Source organism: Pseudomonas sp. RIT623, from assembly GCF_004519305.1.
Classification (GTDB): Bacteria; Pseudomonadota; Gammaproteobacteria; order Pseudomonadales; family Pseudomonadaceae; genus Aquipseudomonas.
In genome coordinates this window covers 17,400-35,124 of record NZ_SOZA01000031.1, presented here as the reverse complement: position 1 = coordinate 35,124, position 17,725 = coordinate 17,400, and the positions used below count along the sequence as shown (strand labels likewise).

Annotated in this window: 14 protein-coding genes; all 14 read right to left on the bottom strand. The window is 63.9% G+C overall.

Annotated features, from left to right (window positions below; genetic code table 11):
* Positions 1-324: 324 nt before the first annotated feature.
* The 14 genes from E3U47_RS18965 to E3U47_RS18900 all read right to left on the bottom strand — a co-directional run bounded on the left by E3U47_RS18965 (position 325) and on the right by E3U47_RS18900 (position 17,460).
* A complete protein-coding gene (locus tag E3U47_RS18965; RefSeq protein ID WP_134693194.1) occupies positions 325-2,376 on the bottom strand; it encodes a TonB-dependent receptor domain-containing protein in 2,052 nt (683 codons plus the stop codon).
* Positions 2,377-2,506: 130 nt separating this feature from the next.
* Positions 2,507-3,976, bottom strand: a complete 1,470-nt coding sequence (nuoN, locus tag E3U47_RS18960; RefSeq protein ID WP_102685131.1) for an NADH-quinone oxidoreductase subunit NuoN — start codon at positions 3,974-3,976, stop codon at positions 2,507-2,509.
* Positions 3,977-3,983: 7 nt separating this feature from the next.
* Entirely contained in the window at positions 3,984-5,516 is a 1,533-nt protein-coding gene (gene nuoM / locus E3U47_RS18955; RefSeq protein WP_134693193.1) for an NADH-quinone oxidoreductase subunit M, read from the bottom strand.
* A gap of 40 nt (positions 5,517-5,556) precedes the next feature.
* Positions 5,557-7,410, bottom strand: a complete 1,854-nt coding sequence (gene nuoL, locus E3U47_RS18950) for an NADH-quinone oxidoreductase subunit L (RefSeq protein WP_134693192.1) — start codon at positions 7,408-7,410, stop codon at positions 5,557-5,559.
* Positions 7,407-7,715, bottom strand: coding sequence for an NADH-quinone oxidoreductase subunit NuoK (gene nuoK, locus E3U47_RS18945; protein ID WP_023631349.1), 309 nt, complete (start codon positions 7,713-7,715; stop codon positions 7,407-7,409). Before nuoK ends, nuoL begins: the two co-directional genes overlap by 4 nt.
* 3 nt (positions 7,716-7,718) lie before the next feature.
* Complete coding sequence (gene nuoJ, locus E3U47_RS18940) at positions 7,719-8,219, bottom strand: NADH-quinone oxidoreductase subunit J (protein WP_023631348.1); 501 nt, start codon at positions 8,217-8,219, stop codon at positions 7,719-7,721.
* A gap of 10 nt (positions 8,220-8,229) precedes the next feature.
* Positions 8,230-8,778, bottom strand: coding sequence for an NADH-quinone oxidoreductase subunit NuoI (gene nuoI, locus E3U47_RS18935; RefSeq protein WP_016488223.1), 549 nt, complete (start codon positions 8,776-8,778; stop codon positions 8,230-8,232).
* An 11-nt stretch (positions 8,779-8,789) separates the two neighbouring features.
* Positions 8,790-9,797, bottom strand: a complete 1,008-nt coding sequence (gene nuoH / locus E3U47_RS18930) for an NADH-quinone oxidoreductase subunit NuoH (protein WP_134693191.1) — start codon at positions 9,795-9,797, stop codon at positions 8,790-8,792.
* A complete protein-coding gene (gene nuoG, locus E3U47_RS18925; RefSeq protein ID WP_134693190.1) occupies positions 9,794-12,508 on the bottom strand; it encodes an NADH-quinone oxidoreductase subunit NuoG in 2,715 nt (904 codons plus the stop codon). The genes nuoH and nuoG overlap by 4 nt, the downstream gene beginning before the upstream one ends.
* Before the next feature lie 132 nt (positions 12,509-12,640).
* Entirely contained in the window at positions 12,641-14,002 is a 1,362-nt protein-coding gene (gene nuoF, locus E3U47_RS18920; RefSeq protein WP_134693189.1) for an NADH-quinone oxidoreductase subunit NuoF, read from the bottom strand.
* Positions 13,999-14,496: an NADH-quinone oxidoreductase subunit NuoE gene (gene nuoE / locus E3U47_RS18915; RefSeq protein ID WP_012313767.1), complete on the bottom strand. Its 498-nt coding sequence runs from the start codon at positions 14,494-14,496 to the stop codon at positions 13,999-14,001. Before nuoE ends, nuoF begins: the two co-directional genes overlap by 4 nt.
* A gap of 2 nt (positions 14,497-14,498) precedes the next feature.
* Positions 14,499-16,280: an NADH-quinone oxidoreductase subunit C/D gene (gene nuoC / locus E3U47_RS18910; RefSeq protein WP_023630474.1), complete on the bottom strand. Its 1,782-nt coding sequence runs from the start codon at positions 16,278-16,280 to the stop codon at positions 14,499-14,501.
* Between the two features lie 79 nt (positions 16,281-16,359).
* Positions 16,360-17,037, bottom strand: a complete 678-nt coding sequence (locus E3U47_RS18905) for an NADH-quinone oxidoreductase subunit B family protein (protein ID WP_008096180.1) — start codon at positions 17,035-17,037, stop codon at positions 16,360-16,362.
* A gap of 9 nt (positions 17,038-17,046) precedes the next feature.
* Positions 17,047-17,460, bottom strand: coding sequence for an NADH-quinone oxidoreductase subunit A (locus E3U47_RS18900; protein ID WP_043209159.1), 414 nt, complete (start codon positions 17,458-17,460; stop codon positions 17,047-17,049).
* Positions 17,461-17,725 lie beyond the last annotated feature (265 nt).

Below are 17,725 nucleotides of genomic sequence, written 5' to 3'. Positions count from 1 at the left end.
TCCCTCTGCCTTGGTGCCAGGCAGGAGTACGGATGGAGTAGGGAAATGCATGAAGGCGTAAAACCGCAGGCGCGCGGTGGGATAAGGCCCCGGCCTGCGAGGGCTTTGTAACGGCCGAGGCTGCGATTACAGATGAAATAATTCCTGGAATCAGGGTTTGCTTACGCAGGCGTGTAAGTTTTATTCAGTACCGAAGCGGGAATAGCCGCAAATGGGCTGGCGCCATTTATCCAGGCCTGTAAGTCACACCTGGCTCGAGAGACGTTGCGCCGCGCCTTGCTGAAATATAGCTATCAAGGCGCGTATTCAGTGCATACCGTGGGCCTAACGGAAGCTGTAAGAAACACCCAGATAAGCGCCGAAGCCTTCTCCCGGCGTCGAACGGGCGACATCCTTGCCGCCATCGTCATACCCTGGCGTCACCGTCGCTGCATAGCGCTGGTTGGTCAGGTTGCGCAGGTCCAGCCATGTCTGCCAGTCACGTTTCGGCGAATCCCAGCCCAGCCGCGCGCCGAGCAGGGCGTAGGCGTCAGCGTGGCTGCTGTTGGCGTAGTCCACTTGCACCTTGGAGGCCATCTGCGTATTCACGCCGGCGTAGAACCCCGTCGGCCAGTCGTAACGCAACTCGGCCTGGTAGTAATGCATGGGGATGCCGGGCAGGCGGTTGTCGCCAAACTTGTCGTCATCGCGGTAGTGGAAGTCGCTGAAGGTGTAGGCCTGGCGCAGGCTTAGCTTGCCGGTGCCGGGTTGTTCCCAGAGGAGGCTGTCCAGGCCGGCTTCGATGCCCTGGTGCACGGTGGGGCTGGCGTTGAACTCCTTGAACGGCAAGCCTTGCACGACTTCCACGTTCAGCAGTTCATGACGTACCTGGGCGTAGTACCAGGCAAGGTCCCAACGGCCCAGCGCAGAATCGCCGCGTGCGCCCAGTTCAAGGGTGGTGGCGGTCTGGTTCTGCATCTTCATTGGCTGGTTGTTTACCGGCGCGCTCCAGACCAGTGACCACGGGTGCGGCGGCTCCACCGAGCGGCTGAGGTTGCCGTAGACCTGCAGGTCCGGGCGGATGTCGTAGCGCAGGCCCAACCGTGGCGCAAAATCCCAGTCATGCTGGCTGACCTTGCCGCCACTGCTTGGATAGGTGACGTCGCTTTCACGGCGGGTGTAGATCATCGCCAGGCCCGTGGTCAGCCACAGGTTCGGAATCAGCTCCAGATCGTTGCCTGCATGCAACACAGTGTCCGAGCCCTGGTAGCTGAAGTCGCGGGTGCGAGCCCCGAAGTTGTCGCCGTCGGGGCGGGCGAACTGCGAGGCGCCGCTGTTGGGCAGGTGCTTGGTGGTGCGCCAGCCCAGGGTGGTCTTGCTCTCATGGCCGAACAGGGTGTCACGCCGCAAGTAGTTCAGCGTGCCGCTGACATCGGTGTAGGCGACCTTCAGGCGCATCGGGCCTTCGCGCAGGTCCATTGGGTAGTCGTGATAGACCAGCCCCGCCTCCAGGCGCGATTCGTCATCCAGGAAGAAGGTGGTCTTGTTGCCGACCCAGGTGCTGCCCGGTTGCGGGCGGCTGTCATCGCGGGCCAGGTAGGCCGGGTTTGCCGCACGCGGATCGTGCTTGATCTGGTCCTTGGTCAGGCGTCCGGCCAGGTCGTTCTCGGTCTCGCGATAGCGTAGGTAGAAGCGCGTTTCCAGATTCGGGTTGAAACGATAGCCGACGTTGGCGGCGATGCCCTTGGCGCTGCCGCTGCTGTGCCGCTGGAAGCCGTCGTACTCGGCGTCGGTAAGCGCTACGTAATAGTCGAGGTTGCCCAGCACCTGTCCGGAGCTGATGTGCCGGCGCTGGTAGCCACGGCTGCCGACTTCGTAGCGCACCTGCAAGGGTGCGGCATCGTAGCCGGTGTGGGTCACGTAGTTGATCGCGCCGCCCAGGGCAAGTGAGCCCTGGTCGAAACCGTTGGCACCGCGCAGCACTTCGGCGCGGCTCAGCCACAGCGGTTCGAACAGCTCATAGGGCGTGCCGCCGGGACCTGTCAGCGGCAGGCCGTCGAACATCGTGTAGACGCCCGAGCCGTGGGCACCCGGCGCGCGGTTGATGCCCGAACCACGGATCGACAGCTTGATGCCATCGTTGCCCGCCGACTGGGCGAACACTCCCGGCTGGTAGGCCAGCACATCCTGGTTGCTGGCCACCCGGCCCTGGCCTACCTTGTCCATGTCCACCAGGTTGCTGGCGCCGGGGATTTCACGCAGGTGATCGGCGGCGGCTTCCAGCTCGGACTGTTGATGGTCCTGGATCAGCATCTGGTCGAGTTCGACGCGGTTGGCGGCCTGGGCGGTGCCGGCGACGAACAGGGCCAGCAGGGAGTAGGGCAGGGTGGGGCGCATGGGGACGAGGTTCCAGATCGGGTGCGGGAGTCTGACGCTGCAAAGGGCAGACGAAGCACAGGGGACGATCTGTAGGACCCGAAAAAAAACACCCCGCCGAGGCGGGGTGTCTAGTGACGCTGGCAGCCGATCAGCCGATCAGTTGCAATCCAGCCTGCTGCACCATCTCCAGCAGCGGCTGCGGGTAAACACCGAGAACGAAAGCGAGGATCGCGATGGCCAGCAGCATCACGCCACCAGTGCGCTGTTCCCACTTCAGCGGGGCGTCGTGGCGACGCAGGTTCGGTTCGACCAGGTACAGGGTGACCATGACCCGCAGGTAGTAGTACACGCCGATGGCGCTGCCGATCACCAGGGCGCCGACCAGCCACCACAGGTGCGACTCGACGCCGGTGGCGATGATGTAGAACTTGCCGATGAAGCCTGCGGTCAGCGGGATACCGGCCAGCGACAGCATCATCACGGTCAGTACCGCGGTCAGGTACGGACGGCGCCAGAACAGGCCGCGGTACTCGTACAGGGCATCAGCGTCACGGCCGGCGTATGGCGAGGACATCAGGGTGATCACGCCGAAGGCGCCGAGGCTGGTGATCACGTAGGTGACCAGGTACACGCCCATGGCTTCCAGGGCCAGGCCCTTGCTGGCGACCAGGGCGATGACCAGGTAGCCGAAGTGGGCGATGGACGAGTAACCCAGCAGGCGCTTGAGGTTGCTCTGGGTCAGCGCCAGCAGGTTGCCGATGATGATCGACGCCACGGCGATGACTGCCAGCACGGTGCTCAGCACGCCGCTGCTGGCGGCGGGGGAGAGCATGAACAGGCGCACGACCACGGCGAACACCGCGACCTTGCTGGCGGTGGCCAGGAACGCGGCGACCGGCGCCGGGGCGCCTTCGTACACGTCCGGGGTCCACAGGTGGAACGGTACCAGCGACAGCTTGAAGGCCAGGCCCACCAGCATCATGCCCAGGCCCAGTTGGGCCAGCAGGCTTGGCATGCTGGTAGCGGCCAGGGCTTTGCCCAGTTGGTCGAAGGTCAGGGCGCCGGCGTCGGCATACAGCAGCGCCATGCCGAACAGCAGGAAGGCGGAACCGGCGGCCGACAGCACCATGTACTTGATGCCGGCTTCCAGCGAGCGCTTGTTGAAGAACGCATACGCCACCAGGCCGTAGACCGGCACTGACAGCAGCTCCAGGCCGATGAACAGGCCGGCCAGGTGGTTGGCGCTGACCAGCACCAGGCCACCCAGTGCCGACATCAGCAGCAGCAGGTACAGTTCTTCACGGTTGCCCGGGAAGCCTTTGGAGCCTTCGCCGAGGTAGGCGTGGGCGAGGGTGACGCAGGCCAGGGTGGCCACCAGGATGATCGCCATGTACAGGCAGGCGAACTTGTCGATGGTCACCAGCGAGGTGACCGCCAGCGGCGCGACCTTCAGCGCCGGCAGGATCGACAGCAAGGCCAGGTTCAGGCCCACGGTGGACAGCAGGAAGGTCTGCGAGTGGTTGCGCTTCCAGGCGATCGCCAGCATCACCACCACCGTGGTGATGGTGGTGATCAGCATCGGCGCCAATGCGATGAAGTGTTGAGTGGTGAATTCCATAGCGCTCTTACCGGGCCGAAGCGAGTTGAGTGAAAGCGGAACCGAGCCACTGCTGCACACCGCTCATGGTGGCGGCAGAGGTGTCGAGGAACGGCTGCGGATACACGCCCAGCAGGATCAAGAGGCCAGCCAGGCCCAGCACCATGATCAGCTCGCGACTGTCCATGCCGGCCAGCACGGTGTCGGCCTTGGCCGGGCCGAAGTAGGCGCGGTGGATCATGATCAGCGAGTACACCGAACCGAACACAAGGCCTGTGGTGGCGATCACGGTGATCCATGGCACGTGGGCGAAGCTGCCGATCAGGATCAGGAACTCGCCGACGAAGTTGCCGGTGCCTGGCAGGCCCAGCGAGGCGGCGGCGAAGAACAGGCTGATGGCTGGCAGATACGCGATGCGGTGCCACAGGCCACCCATCTGGCGCATGTCACGGGTGTGCAGGCGCTCGTACAGCTGGCCGGACAGAATGAACAGCGCGGCAGCCGACAGGCCGTGGGCCAGCATCTGGATCACCGCGCCCTGCAGGGCTTGCTGGCTACCGGAGTAGATACCGATCAGCACGAAGCCCATGTGCGAGACGCTGGAGAAGGCGATCAGGCGCTTGATGTCGGTTTGCGCGAAGGCCAGGAAGGCACCGTAGAAGATACCGATCAGGCCCAGGGTCATGGCGATCGGCGCGAACTCGGCCGAGGCGTTCGGGAACAGCGGCAGGGCGAAGCGCAGCAGGCCGTAGGCCGCGGTCTTCAGCAGGATACCGGCCAGGTCCACGGAACCGGCGGTCGGCGCCTGGGCGTGGGCATCAGGCAGCCAGGAGTGGAACGGTACCACCGGCAGCTTCACCGCGAAGGCGATGAAGAAGCCCAGCATCAGGATGTACTCGACGCCGGCCGGCAGCTCGGCCTTGAGCAGGTCGCTGTAGTTGAAGGTGATCACCCCGGTGCTGTTGTAGTTGACCAGCACCAGGCCAAGGATCGCCACCAGCATGATCAGGCCGCTGGCCTGGGTGAAGATGAAGAACTTGGTCGCCGCGTAGATCCGCGTCTTCTTGCCATCGGCCGAGCTGTGACCCCAGAGCGCGATGAGGAAGTACATCGGCACCAGCATCATTTCCCAGAAGAAGAAGAACAGGAACAGGTCCAGGGCCAGGAACACACCGACCACGCCGCCGAGGATCCACATCAGGTTGAGGTGGAAGAAGCCGACGTGGCGCTGGATCTCTTTCCACGAGCACAGCACCGACAGCACGCCGAGCAGGCCGGTGAGCAGGATCATCAGCAGCGACAGGCCGTCGAGGGCCAGGTGGATGCTGATGCCGAAGCGCTTGATCCACTCGACCTTGTATTCGAGGGCCCAGGCCGGTTCGGCGCCCGGCGCCGGGGCCAGGGTGTAGTTGCCGTTCGCCCACAGCCACAGGCCGATGCCGAGCAGCAGGGACATGGTCAGCAGCGCGATCCAGCGCGGCAGGGTGGCGCCGAAGCGCTCACCCAGCCAGCACAGGAAGCCGCCGATGAAGGGGATCAGGATCAGCCAAGGCAAAATCATGACGGGTTGGTTTCCTTTGGCAAAGTCGCAAGATTCATGGTCATACCGCGGCCACTACCACGGCACCGAGTACCAGTACGGCACCGACGGCGATCGAAGCGGTGTACCAGCGCAGCTGGCCGGTCTCGGTCTTGCTCATGGCGACGTGACCGCCGCGAGCCAGGCGAGGGATAAGGCCGATGCTGCGGTCAACCGGATCCTTGCGCAGGATGTGGCTGATCAGCAGGTAAGGTTTGACGAAGAGCTTGTCGTAGATCCAGTCGAAGCCCCAGGCGGCGAACCACCAGGCCGACAGGACGCGACCGATACCACTGTTGGCGACTGCGCTGACCAGGCGACGCTTGCCCAGGAACAGCAGGGCCGACAGCAGGATACCGGCGATGGCGATGGCGCCCGAGGCGATTTCCAGCGAGTGCTTGGCTTCGCCACCGGCGTGGCCGGCGCTTTCAGGCAGCACACCGGCCAGTGGCGGGTGGATCCAGGCGCCAACGAAGGTCGACAGCACGATCAGCACGCCCAGCGGCAGCCAGTGGCTGATGCCGTGGCCCGCATGGGCTTCGGTCTTGGCTTCGCCGTGGAAGGCGATGAAGATCAGGCGGAAGGTGTACAGCGAGGTCATGAACGCGCCGACCAGGCCGGCGTACAGCAGGCCGCTGTTGCCGCTGGCGAAGGCTTCCCAGAGGATCTCGTCCTTGGAGTAGAAGCCCACGGTCAGGATAGGTAGGGCGGCCAGGGCGGCGCCACCGACCACGAAGCTGGCATAGGCCAGCGGCAGCTTCTTCCACAGGCCGCCCATCTTGAAGATGTTCTGCTCATGGTGGCAGGCAACGATCACCGCACCCGAGGCAAGGAACAGCAGGGCCTTGAAGAAGGCATGGGTCATCAGGTGGAAGATCGCCGCGTCCCAGGCACCGACGCCCAGGGCCAGGAACATGTAGCCGATCTGGCTCATGGTCGAGTAGGCGAGGATACGCTTGATGTCGGTCTGCACCAGGGCGGCGAAGCCGGCCAGGACCAGGGTCACGCCACCGACAACACCTACCAGGTGCAGCACGTCCGGCGCCAGCAGGAACAGGCCGTTGGTACGGGCGATCAGGTACACGCCCGCGGTCACCATGGTGGCGGCGTGGATCAGCGCCGAAACCGGGGTCGGGCCGGCCATCGCGTCGGCCAGCCAGGTCTGCAGCGGCAGCTGGGCCGATTTACCGACCGCGCCACCCAGCAGCATCAGGGTCGCCAGGACCATCCAGGTGTCGCCGGCCTGGAACTTCTGCGGTGCCAGCACCAGCAGTTCCTGCACGTTCAGCGTGCCCAGCTGGACGAACAGGATGAACAGGCCGATGGCCATGAACACGTCGCCGATACGGGTGACGATGAACGCCTTGAGTGCCGCGTTACCGTTGTTGCGGTTGCTGTAGTAGAAACCGATCAACAGGTACGAGCACAGGCCCACGCCTTCCCAGCCGAAGTAGATGAACAGCAGGTTGTCGCCCAGCACCAGGAACAGCATGCTGGCGATGAACAGGTTGGTGTACGAGAAAAAGCGCGAGTAACCGGCTTCGCCACGCATGTACCAGGAGGCGAACAGGTGAATCAGGAAGCCGACGCCGGTGACCACGCCCAGCATGGTGACCGACAGGCCATCCACGTACAGGGTGAAGTTCGGCGCGAAGCCGTCCACCGACATCCACTGCCACAGCAGCTGGCTGTACGCGCCGCCTTCAGGCGGGGCGACGTTGAACTGCCAGATCACGTAGGCGGCGGTGGCCGCCGACAGACCGACCGAGCCGACGCCGATCAGCGCGGACAGGTTCTCCGAGAACCGCCCACGCGAGAACGACAGCAGCAGGAAGCCGATCAGGGGGAATACGAACGTCAGGAAGATAAGGTTCATCCGCGCATCTCACTGGCAGCATCGATATCGAGAGTGTGGAAGCGGCGATACAGCTGCAGCAGGATCGCCAGGCCAATGCTGGCCTCGGCGGCTGCCAGGCTGATCACCAGAATGAACATCACCTGGCCGTCGGGCTGGACCCAACGGGCACCGGCGACGATGAACGCCAGGGCAGCGGCGTTCATCATGACTTCCAGGCTCATGAGCACGAAGAGAATGTTGCGGCGGACCATCAGGCCAACCAGACCTAAGCAGAACAGGATGCCGGCGACCGCCAGACCATGCTCGAGAGGGATAGCACCCATGATTTACTCCTTCGCCTCGTTGCGGCCCAGGTGGAAGGCGGTGACGGCTGCCGCGAGCAGCAGCATCGAGGCCAGTTCGACCACCAGCAGGTAAGGGCCGAACAGGCTGATGCCGACCTCTTTGGCGCTGACGGTGGTACCGCTGATGGCAGCGCCCGACGGGGTGACGAACAGCACGTAGAGCAGTTCCAGCAGCAGCAGGGCGGCGAGGATCACCGGCCCCGCCCAGATGCCCGGCTTGAGCCAGCCACGCTCCTGGGCGACCGAGGCCGGCCCGAGATTGAGCATCATCACCACGAAAACGAACAGCACCATGATGGCACCGGCGTAGGCGATCACTTCCAGGGCACCGGCGAAGGGCGCACCGAGGGAGAAGAAGATCATCGCCACGGAAATCAGCGAGATGATCAGGTAGAGCAGGGCGTGCACCGGGTTGGTGCCGGTCACCACGCGCAGCGTGGAGACAACGGCGACACCGGATGCGAAGTAGAAAGCGAATTCCATCTTTCTGTCCTTATGGGAGCAAGCTCTTCACGTTGATCGGCTCGGCTTCGTTCTGCGCAGCGCCTTTCGGCTTGCCAGCGATCGCCATGCCCGCAACACGGTAGAAGTTGTAGTCAGGGTTCTTGCCGGGGCCGGAGATCAGCAGATCTTCTTTCTCGTACACCAGGTCCTGACGCTTGAACTCGGCCATTTCGAAATCCGGAGTCAGCTGGATCGCGGTGGTCGGGCACGCCTCTTCGCACAGGCCGCAGAAGATGCAGCGCGAGAAGTTGATGCGGAAGAACTCGGGGTACCAACGGCCGTCCTCGGTCTCGGCCTTCTGCAACGAGATGCAGCCGACCGGGCAGGCCACCGCGCAGAGGTTGCACGCCACGCAGCGCTCCTCGCCGTCGGGGTCGCGGGTGAGGACGATGCGGCCACGGTAGCGCGGCGGCAGGTACACGGGTTCTTCGGGGTACTGCAGGGTGTCGCGCTTGCGGAACCCGTGGGAGAACACCATGGCCAGGCTGCGCAGCTGTGTGCCGGTGCCCTTAACGATGTCGCCGATATACTTGAACATGGGTCAAATCCTCACTGGGCCGCGACGGCTGGCGTGTTGTAGAGCACGATCGCAGCGGTCACCAGCAAATTGATCAGGGTCAGCGGCAGGCAGAACTTCCAGCTGAAGTCCATCACCTGGTCATAGCGTGGGCGCGGGATCGAGGCGCGCAGCAGGATGAACAGCATGATGAAGAACGCGGTCTTCAGGGCGAACCACAGGAACGGCACCTGCGGCAGGATGCCGAACGGGCCGTGCCAGCCGCCGAAGAACAAGGTGACCAGCAGCGCCGAGATGAGGACGATACCGATGTACTCGCCAACGAAGAACATGCCCCATTTCATGCCGGCATATTCGATGTGGTAGCCGTCGGCCAGTTCCTGTTCCGCTTCTGGTTGGTCGAACGGGTGACGGTGGGTCACGGCGACGCCAGCGATGAAGAAGGTGCAGAAACCGAAGAACTGCGGAATGATGAACCACAGGTTGTTGGCCTGGTATTCAACGATGTCGCGCATGTTGAACGAGCCCACCTGCACCACCACGCCCATCAGCGCCAGGCCCAGGAACACTTCGTACGACACGGTCTGCGCCGAAGCCCGCAGGCTGCCGAGCAGGGCGTACTTGTTGTTCGACGACCAGCCGGCGAACAGCACGGCGTACACCGAAAGACCGGCCATGGCGAAGAAGAACAGCAGGCCGATGTTCAGGTCGGCGACGCCCCAGCCTGGGGTGATCGGGATGATCGAGAAGGCGATCAGCAGGGCGCTCATGGCCACCACCGGCGCCAGGGTGAAGATCACCTTGTCGACGAAGGGCGGGTTCCAGTCTTCCTTGAAGAACATCTTCAGCATGTCGGCGGCGATCTGGAACATGCCGTACGGGCCGACGCGGTTCGGGCCGTAGCGGTCCTGCCACCAGCCCAGCAGGCGACGTTCGACGAAGCTGAGCAGCGCGCCGCAGACCACCACGGCCAGCAGCACCACGATGGCCTTGACGACCTGAATGATCACGTCGATCACTTCGGGGGTGAACCAGCTCATTGTGCTGCCTCCTGCAGGCCTTCGACGGCTGCACCGAAGATGGCGGGCGGAATGCCGGCCAGGCCTTTGGGCAACGCAACCAGGCCAGCGCCCAGTTCTTCATTGATACGCAGCGGCAGACGCAGGGCCACGCCAGCCACGTTCAGGCTCAGCAGCGCGCCGTCGTTGACGCCCAGGCGGTCGGCCTCGGACTTGGCCAGGGCCACGTAGGCGGCCGGGATGCGCTCCTGCACCGGGGTGGCGCGCGAGGAGGACTCTTCGCTGCCGAACAGGTGGAAGAACGGTACCGCGGTCCAGGTGCCACGGGCCGGGTTGAACGCGCCCGGAATGGCGCTGAACCAGCTCAGGCGGTCGCCTTGCGATTCGATCAGGCGCACGCCCGGGTCACCGGCGCGCAGGTGGCCACCGACCTCGTCCTGGAACTTGTTCCAGGCCTGTGGCGAGTTCCAGCCTGGCGACCAGGCGAACGGCACTTGCTGGCGCGGTTCGGCCGAGCCCGAGTAACCTTCCATGGAGAAGGCGAACGCGGTGTCCTTGTCCTGCGGGGTACGCGGCTCGTGCACGCTGATGTTGGCGCGCATGGCGGTACGGCCGGAGTAGCGCAGCGGCTCACGGGCCAGCTTCATGCCCTTGATGCGGAACGCGGCGCTTGGCGCTGCGTTGACGATGCCGGCCAGTTGCGGGGCGGCTTCGGCGCAGGCGCTGGTGACGTGGTCGAGCTGGGTCCAGTCCACCGGCTTGTTCAGCAGGGTGGCACGCAGGGCGTGCATCCAGCGCCAGCCTTCGTGGATCTGGATGCTGCTGTCCAGGTATTGCGGGTCGAACACCTGGAAGAAGCGCTGGGCACGGCCTTCCTGGCTGACCAGGGTGCCGTCGCCTTCGGCGAACGAGGCGGCCGGCAGTACCAGGTGGGCGCGGTCGACAGTCGGGGTTTTCGAGTGGTCGGCAACGATCACCACCTTGGCCGCGGCCAGGGCTGCCTCGACCTTGGCGGTCGGTACGCGGGCGTACAGGTCGTTTTCCAGCACGACGATGGCGTCGGCCTTGCCGCTGATCACGGCGTCCAGCGCCGCATCGACGGACTCACCGCCCATCATCGCCAGACCGAGGCTGTTGGCTTCAGGCACGACCAGGCTCAGCGAACCGTTCTTCTCGCGCAGCTTGAGAGCCTTGGCGATGTTGGCGGCGGCTTCGATCAGCGCAGGATCGGCCAGTGAGGTACCGGCGACGACTAGTGGGCGCTGGGCCGCGACCAGGGCGTCGGCGATGCGCTGGGCCAAGGCCTTGGCTTCGGCGTCCAGGCCTTCGACGGCTGGGGCGCTTGGGTCGATGGCGTGGGCCACGGCGAAACCGATGCGGGCGAGGTCGGCGGGAGCGGCGTGCACACACTCTTCGGCCACGTCATCGAGCTTGGTTTCAGCCAGCGAAGCGATGAACAGCGGGTACAGCGCGTGCTGGCCGATGTTCTTCACCGCGGCGTCCAGCCAAGGCTGCACGCGCATGGCGTCGGCCATGGCCTCGGCCTTGCCCTTGGTGGCCTGGCGCACGGCCAGGGCGACACGGGCGGCGGTCTGGGTCAGGTCTTCACCGAGCACGAACACGGCGTCGTGGTCTTCGATGTCGCGCAGGGTCGGCACTGGTAGCGGGCTGCTGTTCAGCACGTTCAGCGCCAGGCGCACGCGGGCCAGCTCACCGGCTTCCATGCCCGAGTAGAAGTATTCGGCACCGACCAGCTCGCGCAGGCCGTAGTTGCTCTCGAGGCTGGCGCGTGGCGAGCCGATGCCGACGATGGTGCGGCCACGCAGCAGGTCGGCGGCCTTGTCCAGGGCGGCGTCGAGGGACAGCTTGGTGCCATCGGCCAGGTGTGGCTGGCGTGGACGATCCTTGCGGTTGACGTAGCCATAGCCGAAACGGCCACGGTCGCACAGGAAGTACTGGTTCACCGAGCCGTTGAAGCGGTTCTCGATGCGGCGCAGTTCGCCATAGCGCTCGCCGGGGCTGATGTTGCAGCCGCTGGAGCAGCCATGGCAGATGCTCGGGGCGAACTGCATGTCCCACTTGCGGTTGTAGCGCTCGGAGTGGGTCTTGTCGGTGAACACACCGGTCGGGCAGACCTCGGTGAGGTTGCCGGAGAACTCGCTTTCCAGCACGCCGTCTTCGACGCGACCGAAGTATACGTTGTCGTGGGCGCCATACACGCCCAGGTCGGTGCCGCCGGCGTAGTCCTTGTAGTAGCGCACGCAGCGGTAGCAGGCGATGCAGCGGTTCATCTCATGGGCGATGAACGGGCCAAGGTCCTGGTTCTGGTGGGTACGCTTGGTGAAACGGTAGCGGCGCTCGTTGTGGCCGGTCATTACCGTCATGTCCTGCAGGTGGCAGTGACCGCCTTCCTCGCACACCGGGCAGTCGTGCGGGTGGTTGGTCATCAGCCATTCGACGACGCTGGCGCGGAACGCCTTGGACTCTTCATCGTCGATGGAGATCCAGGTGCCGTCGGAGGCAGGGGTCATGCAGGACATGACGATACGACCACGGGTGTCGTTCTCGTCGGTGTACTGCTTGACCGCGCACTGCCGGCAGGCGCCGACGCTACCGAGCGCCGGGTGCCAGCAGAAATAGGGGATGTCGAGGCCGAGCGACAGACACGCCTGTAACAGGTTGTCCGCACCGTTGACTTCGAGCGCTTTGCCGTCTACGTGGATAGTGGCCATTGTTCAAAGTTCTTCGTTGGCCCGCGTGAGCGGGCGTGGCTAATGGAAATCGGTGAGCCTGTGGCACGCCACGCTTCATGCGGGCCGGCCGGCAGGCTGGCGGGTGGCACGGACCACCCGCGGTCTATCTTGTTATGCGCCTACCACAATCGGTTTCGCCAGGTCCGGGCGCAGGGCGCCGGCGCTTTGCGGCGCGACACCGGCCTCGAACTCCGAGCGGAAGTACTTGATGGCACTGCCCAATGGCTCGACGGCACCTGGTGCGTGAGCACAGAAGGTACGGCCTGGGCCGAGGAAGTTGACCAGCCCCAGCAGCGTCTCGATGTCTTCGGCGCGGCCCTGGCCTTTCTCCAGGGCGCGGAGCATCTTCACGCTCCACGGCAGGCCGTCACGGCAGGGGGTGCACCAGCCGCACGACTCGCGGGCGAAGAACTCTTCCATGTTGCGCAGCAGCGAGACCATGTTGATGCTGTCGTCGACCGCCATGGCAAGGCCCGTACCCATACGGGTGCCGACCTTGGCGATGCCACCGGCGTACATCTGCGCGTCGAGGTGCTCGGGCAGCAGGAAGCCGGTACCGGCGCCGCCTGGCTGCCAGCACTTGAGCTTGAAGCCGTCGCGCATGCCACCAGCGTAGTCTTCGAACAGCTCGCGGGCGGTGACGCCGAACGGCAGCTCCCACAGGCCCGGGTTCTTCACCTTGCCGGAGAAACCCATCAGCTTGGTGCCGTGGTCTTCGCTGCCTTCGCGGGCCAGCGACTTGTACCAGTCGTTGCCGTTGGCGACGATGGCCGGCACGTTGCACAGGGTCTCGACGTTGTTCACGCAAGTCGGCTTGCCCCACACGCCGACGGCGGCAGGGAAGGGCGGCTTGGAGCGCGGGTTGGCGCGACGGCCTTCGAGCGAGTTGATCAGTGCGGTTTCTTCACCGCAGATGTAGCGCCCGGCTCCGGTGTGCACGAACAGCTCGAAGTCGAAGCCCGAACCGAGGATGTTCTTGCCCAAGAGGCCCGCAGCCTTGGCTTCATCGATGGCGCGGTTGAGGTTCTTCGCTGCGGTGGTGTATTCGCCACGCAGGAAGATGTAGCCACGGTAGGCCTTCAGCGCGCGGGCGCTGATCAGCATGCCCTCGACCAGCAGATGGGGCTGTTGCTCCATCAGCATGCGGTCCTTCCAGGTGTTGGGCTCCATTTCATCCGCGTTGCACAGCAGGTAGCGGATGTTCATGGATTCGTCTTTGGGCATCAGGCCCCACTTCACGCCAGTGGGGAAGCCCGCGCCGCCACGGCCCTTGAGGCCGGAGTCCTTGACGCTCTGCACGATGTCGTCGGCGGACATCTCGGCCAGTGCCTTGCGCGCGGCGGCATAGCCGTTCTTGGACTCGTACTCGGCCAGCCAGACCGGCTCGCCGTCGTCACGCAGGCGCCAGGTCAGCGGGTGGGTTTCGGCGGTGCGCGCAATGCGGTTGGCCGGGCCGAAGGAAGTGATGGTCATACGTAACCCTCCAGCAGCTTGGAGACGCCGGCAGGTTGCACGTCGCCAAAGGTGTCGTCGTCGATCATCAGCGCCGGGGCCTTGTCGCAGTTACCCAGGCAGCATACTGGCAGCAGGGTGAAGCGCCCGTCCGCGGTGGTCTGGCCGAGGCCGATGCCCAGCTCGCTCTGGATCTGGCTGACCACCGACTCATGGCCGCCGATGTAGCAGACCATGCTGTCGCACACGCGGATGATGTGGCGGCCAACGGGTTGGCGGAAGATCTGGCTGTAGAAGGTGGCCACGCCCTCGACGTCGCTGGCCGGAATGCCCAGCACTTCGCCGATGGCGTAGATGGCGCCGTCAGGCACCCAGCCGCGCTCTTTCTGGACGATCTTCAGGGCTTCGATGGACGCCGCGCGCGGGTCCTCGTAGTGGTGCATCTCGTGCTCGATGGCCGAGCGCTCGGTTTCGCTCAGGGCGAAACGGTCGGTTTGGATAAGCGTGCTGTTCATGCTTAGCGGTCCACGTCAGCCATAACGAAGTCGATACTGCCCAGGTACGCGATCAAGTCCGCGACCATGCTGCCTTTGATCACCGAAGGGATCTGCTGCAGGTGCGGGTAGCTCGGGGTACGGATCCGGGTGCGGTAGCTCATGGTGCCGCCATCGCTCGTCAGGTAGTAACTGTTGATGCCCTTGGTCGCCTCGATCATCTGGAACGACTCGTTGGCCGGCATGACCGGGCCCCACGAGACTTGCAGGAAGTGCGTGATCAGGGTTTCGATGTGCTGCAAGGTGCGCTCTTTCGGTGGCGGCGTGGTCAGCGGATGATCCGCCTTGTACGGGCCTTCCGGCATGTTGCGCAGGCACTGGTCGATGATGCGGATACTCTGGCGCATCTCTTCGACACGGACCATGCAGCGATCGTAGGCATCGCCGTTGTGGGCCAGCGGTACTTCGAACTCGAAGTTCTCGTAGCCGGAGTACGGGCGGGCTTTACGCAGGTCGAAGTCGCAACCGGTGGAACGCAGCCCGGCACCGGTGGTGCCCCAGGCCAGGGCTTCCTTGGTGTTGTACGCGGCAACGCCGATGGTACGGCCCTTGAGGATGCTGTTCTGCAGGGCGGCCTTGGTGTATTCGTCGAGGCGCTTGGGCAGCCATTCGACGAAGTCCTTGACCAACTTGTCCCAGCCGCGCGGCAGGTCGTGGGCGACGCCACCGATGCGGTACCAGGCCGGGTGCAGGCGGAAACCGGTGATCGCCTCGATCACGGTGTAGGCGCGCTGGCGGTCGGTGAAGGTGAAGAACACCGGGGTCATGGCGCCGACGTCCTGGATATAGGTACCCAGGAACAACAGGTGGCTGGTGATGCGGAAGAATTCGGCGAGCATGATGCGAATCACGTCGACCTTCTGCGGCACCTGGATGCCGGCCAGCTTCTCCACCGCGAGCACGTACGGCAGGTTGTTCATCACCCCGCCGAGGTAGTCGATACGGTCGGTGTAGGGGATGAAGCTGTGCCACGACTGGCGCTCGGCCATCTTCTCGGCGCCACGGTGGTGGTAGCCGATGTCCGGGACGCAGTCGACGATCTCTTCGCCGTCCAACTGCAGGACGATACGGAAGGCACCGTGGGCCGAAGGGTGGTTGGGGCCGAGGTTGAGGAACATGTAGTCCTCGTTGGCGCCCGAACGCTTCATGCCCCAGGCTTCCGGGTTGAAACGTGCCGATTCCTCTTCAAGCTGTTGCTTGGCCAGGGTCAGGCTGTAGGGGTCGAATTCGGTGGCGCGGGCCGGGTAGTCCTTGCGCAGCGGGTGACCTTCCCAGGTCGGCGGCATCATGATACGGCTCAGGTGCGGGTGGCCGGCGAAGTCGATGCCGAACATGTCCCAGACTTCACGCTCGTACCAGTTGGCGTTGGGCCAGATGCCGGTGACGGTTGGCAGGTTGAGGTCGCCTTCGCTCAGCGACACCTTGATCATCACGTCGCTGTTACGCTCGACCGACAGCAGGTGGTAGAACACGCTGAAGTCGGCGGCCGGCAGGCCGCGGCGCTGGGTGCGCAGGCGCTCGTCGACGCCATGCAGGTCGTACAGCATGCTGTACGGCTTGGCGACGTTGCGCAGGAAGGTGAGGATTTCCTTGAGCTGGGCACGCTTTACCCACAGTACCGGCATGCCGGTGCGGGTTTCCTGGGCGACGAAAGCGTCGGCGCCGAATCGGTTGTGCAGTTCGACGACCACATCCTGGTCGTCAGCCTTGTAAGGCGGAATATAAATAGCGTTGTCCGCTGTCATGGTCTCGGTCGCTTTGGGTCAACGTTAAGAATGAAGCCAGGCCGCCTGCTCCTTCGGGAGCGGGCGGCAGGTCGCTGGATCAGACTTCGTCGGGGCTGCGCAGGTTGGTAACCGCAATGCGCTGTTCGCGACGCAGGTCTTTCTGGGCGGGCATCTCGGCACGGTAGATGCCTTGATCGCCAACCACCCAGGAAAGCGGGCGTCGTTCTTGGCCGATCGACTCCTGCAGCAGCATCAAGCCTTGCAGGAATGCCTCGGGGCGCGGCGGGCAGCCAGGCACGTAGACGTCCACGGGGAGGAACTTGTCGACCCCCTGAACGACCGAGTAGATGTCGTACATGCCACCGGAGTTGGCGCACGAACCCATGGAGATGACCCACTTCGGCTCGAGCATCTGCTCGTACAGGCGCTGGATGATCGGCGCCATTTTGACGAAGCAGGTACCGGCGATGACCATGAAGTCGGCCTGACGCGGCGAGGCCCGGATGACTTCGGCGCCGAAGCGGGCGATGTCGTGGGGTGCCGTGAAGGCCGTGGTCATTTCCACGTAGCAGCAGGACAGGCCGAAGTTGTACGGCCAGAGGGAGTTCTTGCGACCCCAGTTGACCGCGCCACGCAGCACATCCTCGAGTTTCCCCATGTAGATGTTCTTGTGGACCTGGTCCTCTAGCAGTTGATCGGTGACGGTTTCCCGTTCACCGACCGGGTACTGCTCGTTGGGTGCATCCGGATCGATTCTGGTGAGATTGTATTGCATGCCAAAGCCTCATTGTTTCAGCTTCGCTTGCCGCTTGCGGCGACCTTCGGGAGCCCAATCGAGCGCCCCGACGCGCCATAGGTAGACAAGACCAGCCAACAGAATTGCAATGAAAACGAGTGCTTCGACGAATCCGGTCCAGCCGCTTTCGCGGACGGACACAGACCATGCATACAGGAAGAGGGCTTCGATATCGAAGATCACGAACAGCATCGCGACCAGATAGAATTTGGCGGAGAGGCGCAGGCGGGCGCTGCCGACGGGCAGCATGCCGGATTCGAAGGGTTCGTTCTTGGCGCGACCCCAGGCCTTGCTACCGAGCAGGCTGGACAGGCCGAGCATGAAGGCACACAGGCCGACGACACCCAGGAGGAAGATGGCAAAGCCCCAGTTGTGGGCGATGAGACCTACCGAATCTGACATGCTTGAAATCCTTATACAGAGACCCAGCTCTGCAGTCTGTAAAAAGTAGAGCGGCGACGTGGTGTCGCAGACGCAGTGACCAAATGTCGCAGCTGAATCAATCGCGCTGATTTTATGGGTAAACCCTGAGCAAGTAAAATTTCCGTTGCAAATTTATTCGTAGGTTTAAAAACAAAAATCGTTCGTAACTGGCTGAAAGCCTTGATTTTCGGGCATTGCATGCGGTTTTGTTAATTATGTTTCTTGCATGGCGTAACGGCTGGCT

Bases quoted from the DNA above. Each gene is read 5' to 3' on its own strand.
- E3U47_RS18965 (WP_134693194.1), bottom strand. From the start codon at position 2,376: ATGCGCCCCACCCTGCCCTACTCCCTGCTGGCCCTGTTCGTCGCCGGC.
- nuoN (WP_102685131.1), bottom strand. From the start codon at position 3,976: ATGGAATTCACCACTCAACACTTCATCGCATTGGCGCCGATGCTGATC.
- nuoM (WP_134693193.1), bottom strand. From the start codon at position 5,516: ATGATTTTGCCTTGGCTGATCCTGATCCCCTTCATCGGCGGCTTCCTG.
- nuoL (WP_134693192.1), bottom strand. From the start codon at position 7,410: ATGAACCTTATCTTCCTGACGTTCGTATTCCCCCTGATCGGCTTCCTG.
- nuoK (WP_023631349.1), bottom strand. From the start codon at position 7,715: ATGGGTGCTATCCCTCTCGAGCATGGTCTGGCGGTCGCCGGCATCCTG.
- nuoJ (WP_023631348.1), bottom strand. From the start codon at position 8,219: ATGGAATTCGCTTTCTACTTCGCATCCGGTGTCGCCGTTGTCTCCACG.
- nuoI (WP_016488223.1), bottom strand. From the start codon at position 8,778: ATGTTCAAGTATATCGGCGACATCGTTAAGGGCACCGGCACACAGCTG.
- nuoH (WP_134693191.1), bottom strand. From the start codon at position 9,797: ATGAGCTGGTTCACCCCCGAAGTGATCGACGTGATCATTCAGGTCGTC.
- nuoG (WP_134693190.1), bottom strand. From the start codon at position 12,508: ATGGCCACTATCCACGTAGACGGCAAAGCGCTCGAAGTCAACGGTGCG.
- nuoF (WP_134693189.1), bottom strand. From the start codon at position 14,002: ATGACCATCACTTCCTTCGGCCCGGCCAACCGCATTGCGCGCACCGCC.
- nuoE (WP_012313767.1), bottom strand. From the start codon at position 14,496: ATGAACAGCACGCTTATCCAAACCGACCGTTTCGCCCTGAGCGAAACC.
- nuoC (WP_023630474.1), bottom strand. From the start codon at position 16,280: ATGACAGCGGACAACGCTATTTATATTCCGCCTTACAAGGCTGACGAC.
- E3U47_RS18905 (WP_008096180.1), bottom strand. From the start codon at position 17,037: ATGCAATACAATCTCACCAGAATCGATCCGGATGCACCCAACGAGCAG.
- E3U47_RS18900 (WP_043209159.1), bottom strand. From the start codon at position 17,460: ATGTCAGATTCGGTAGGTCTCATCGCCCACAACTGGGGCTTTGCCATC.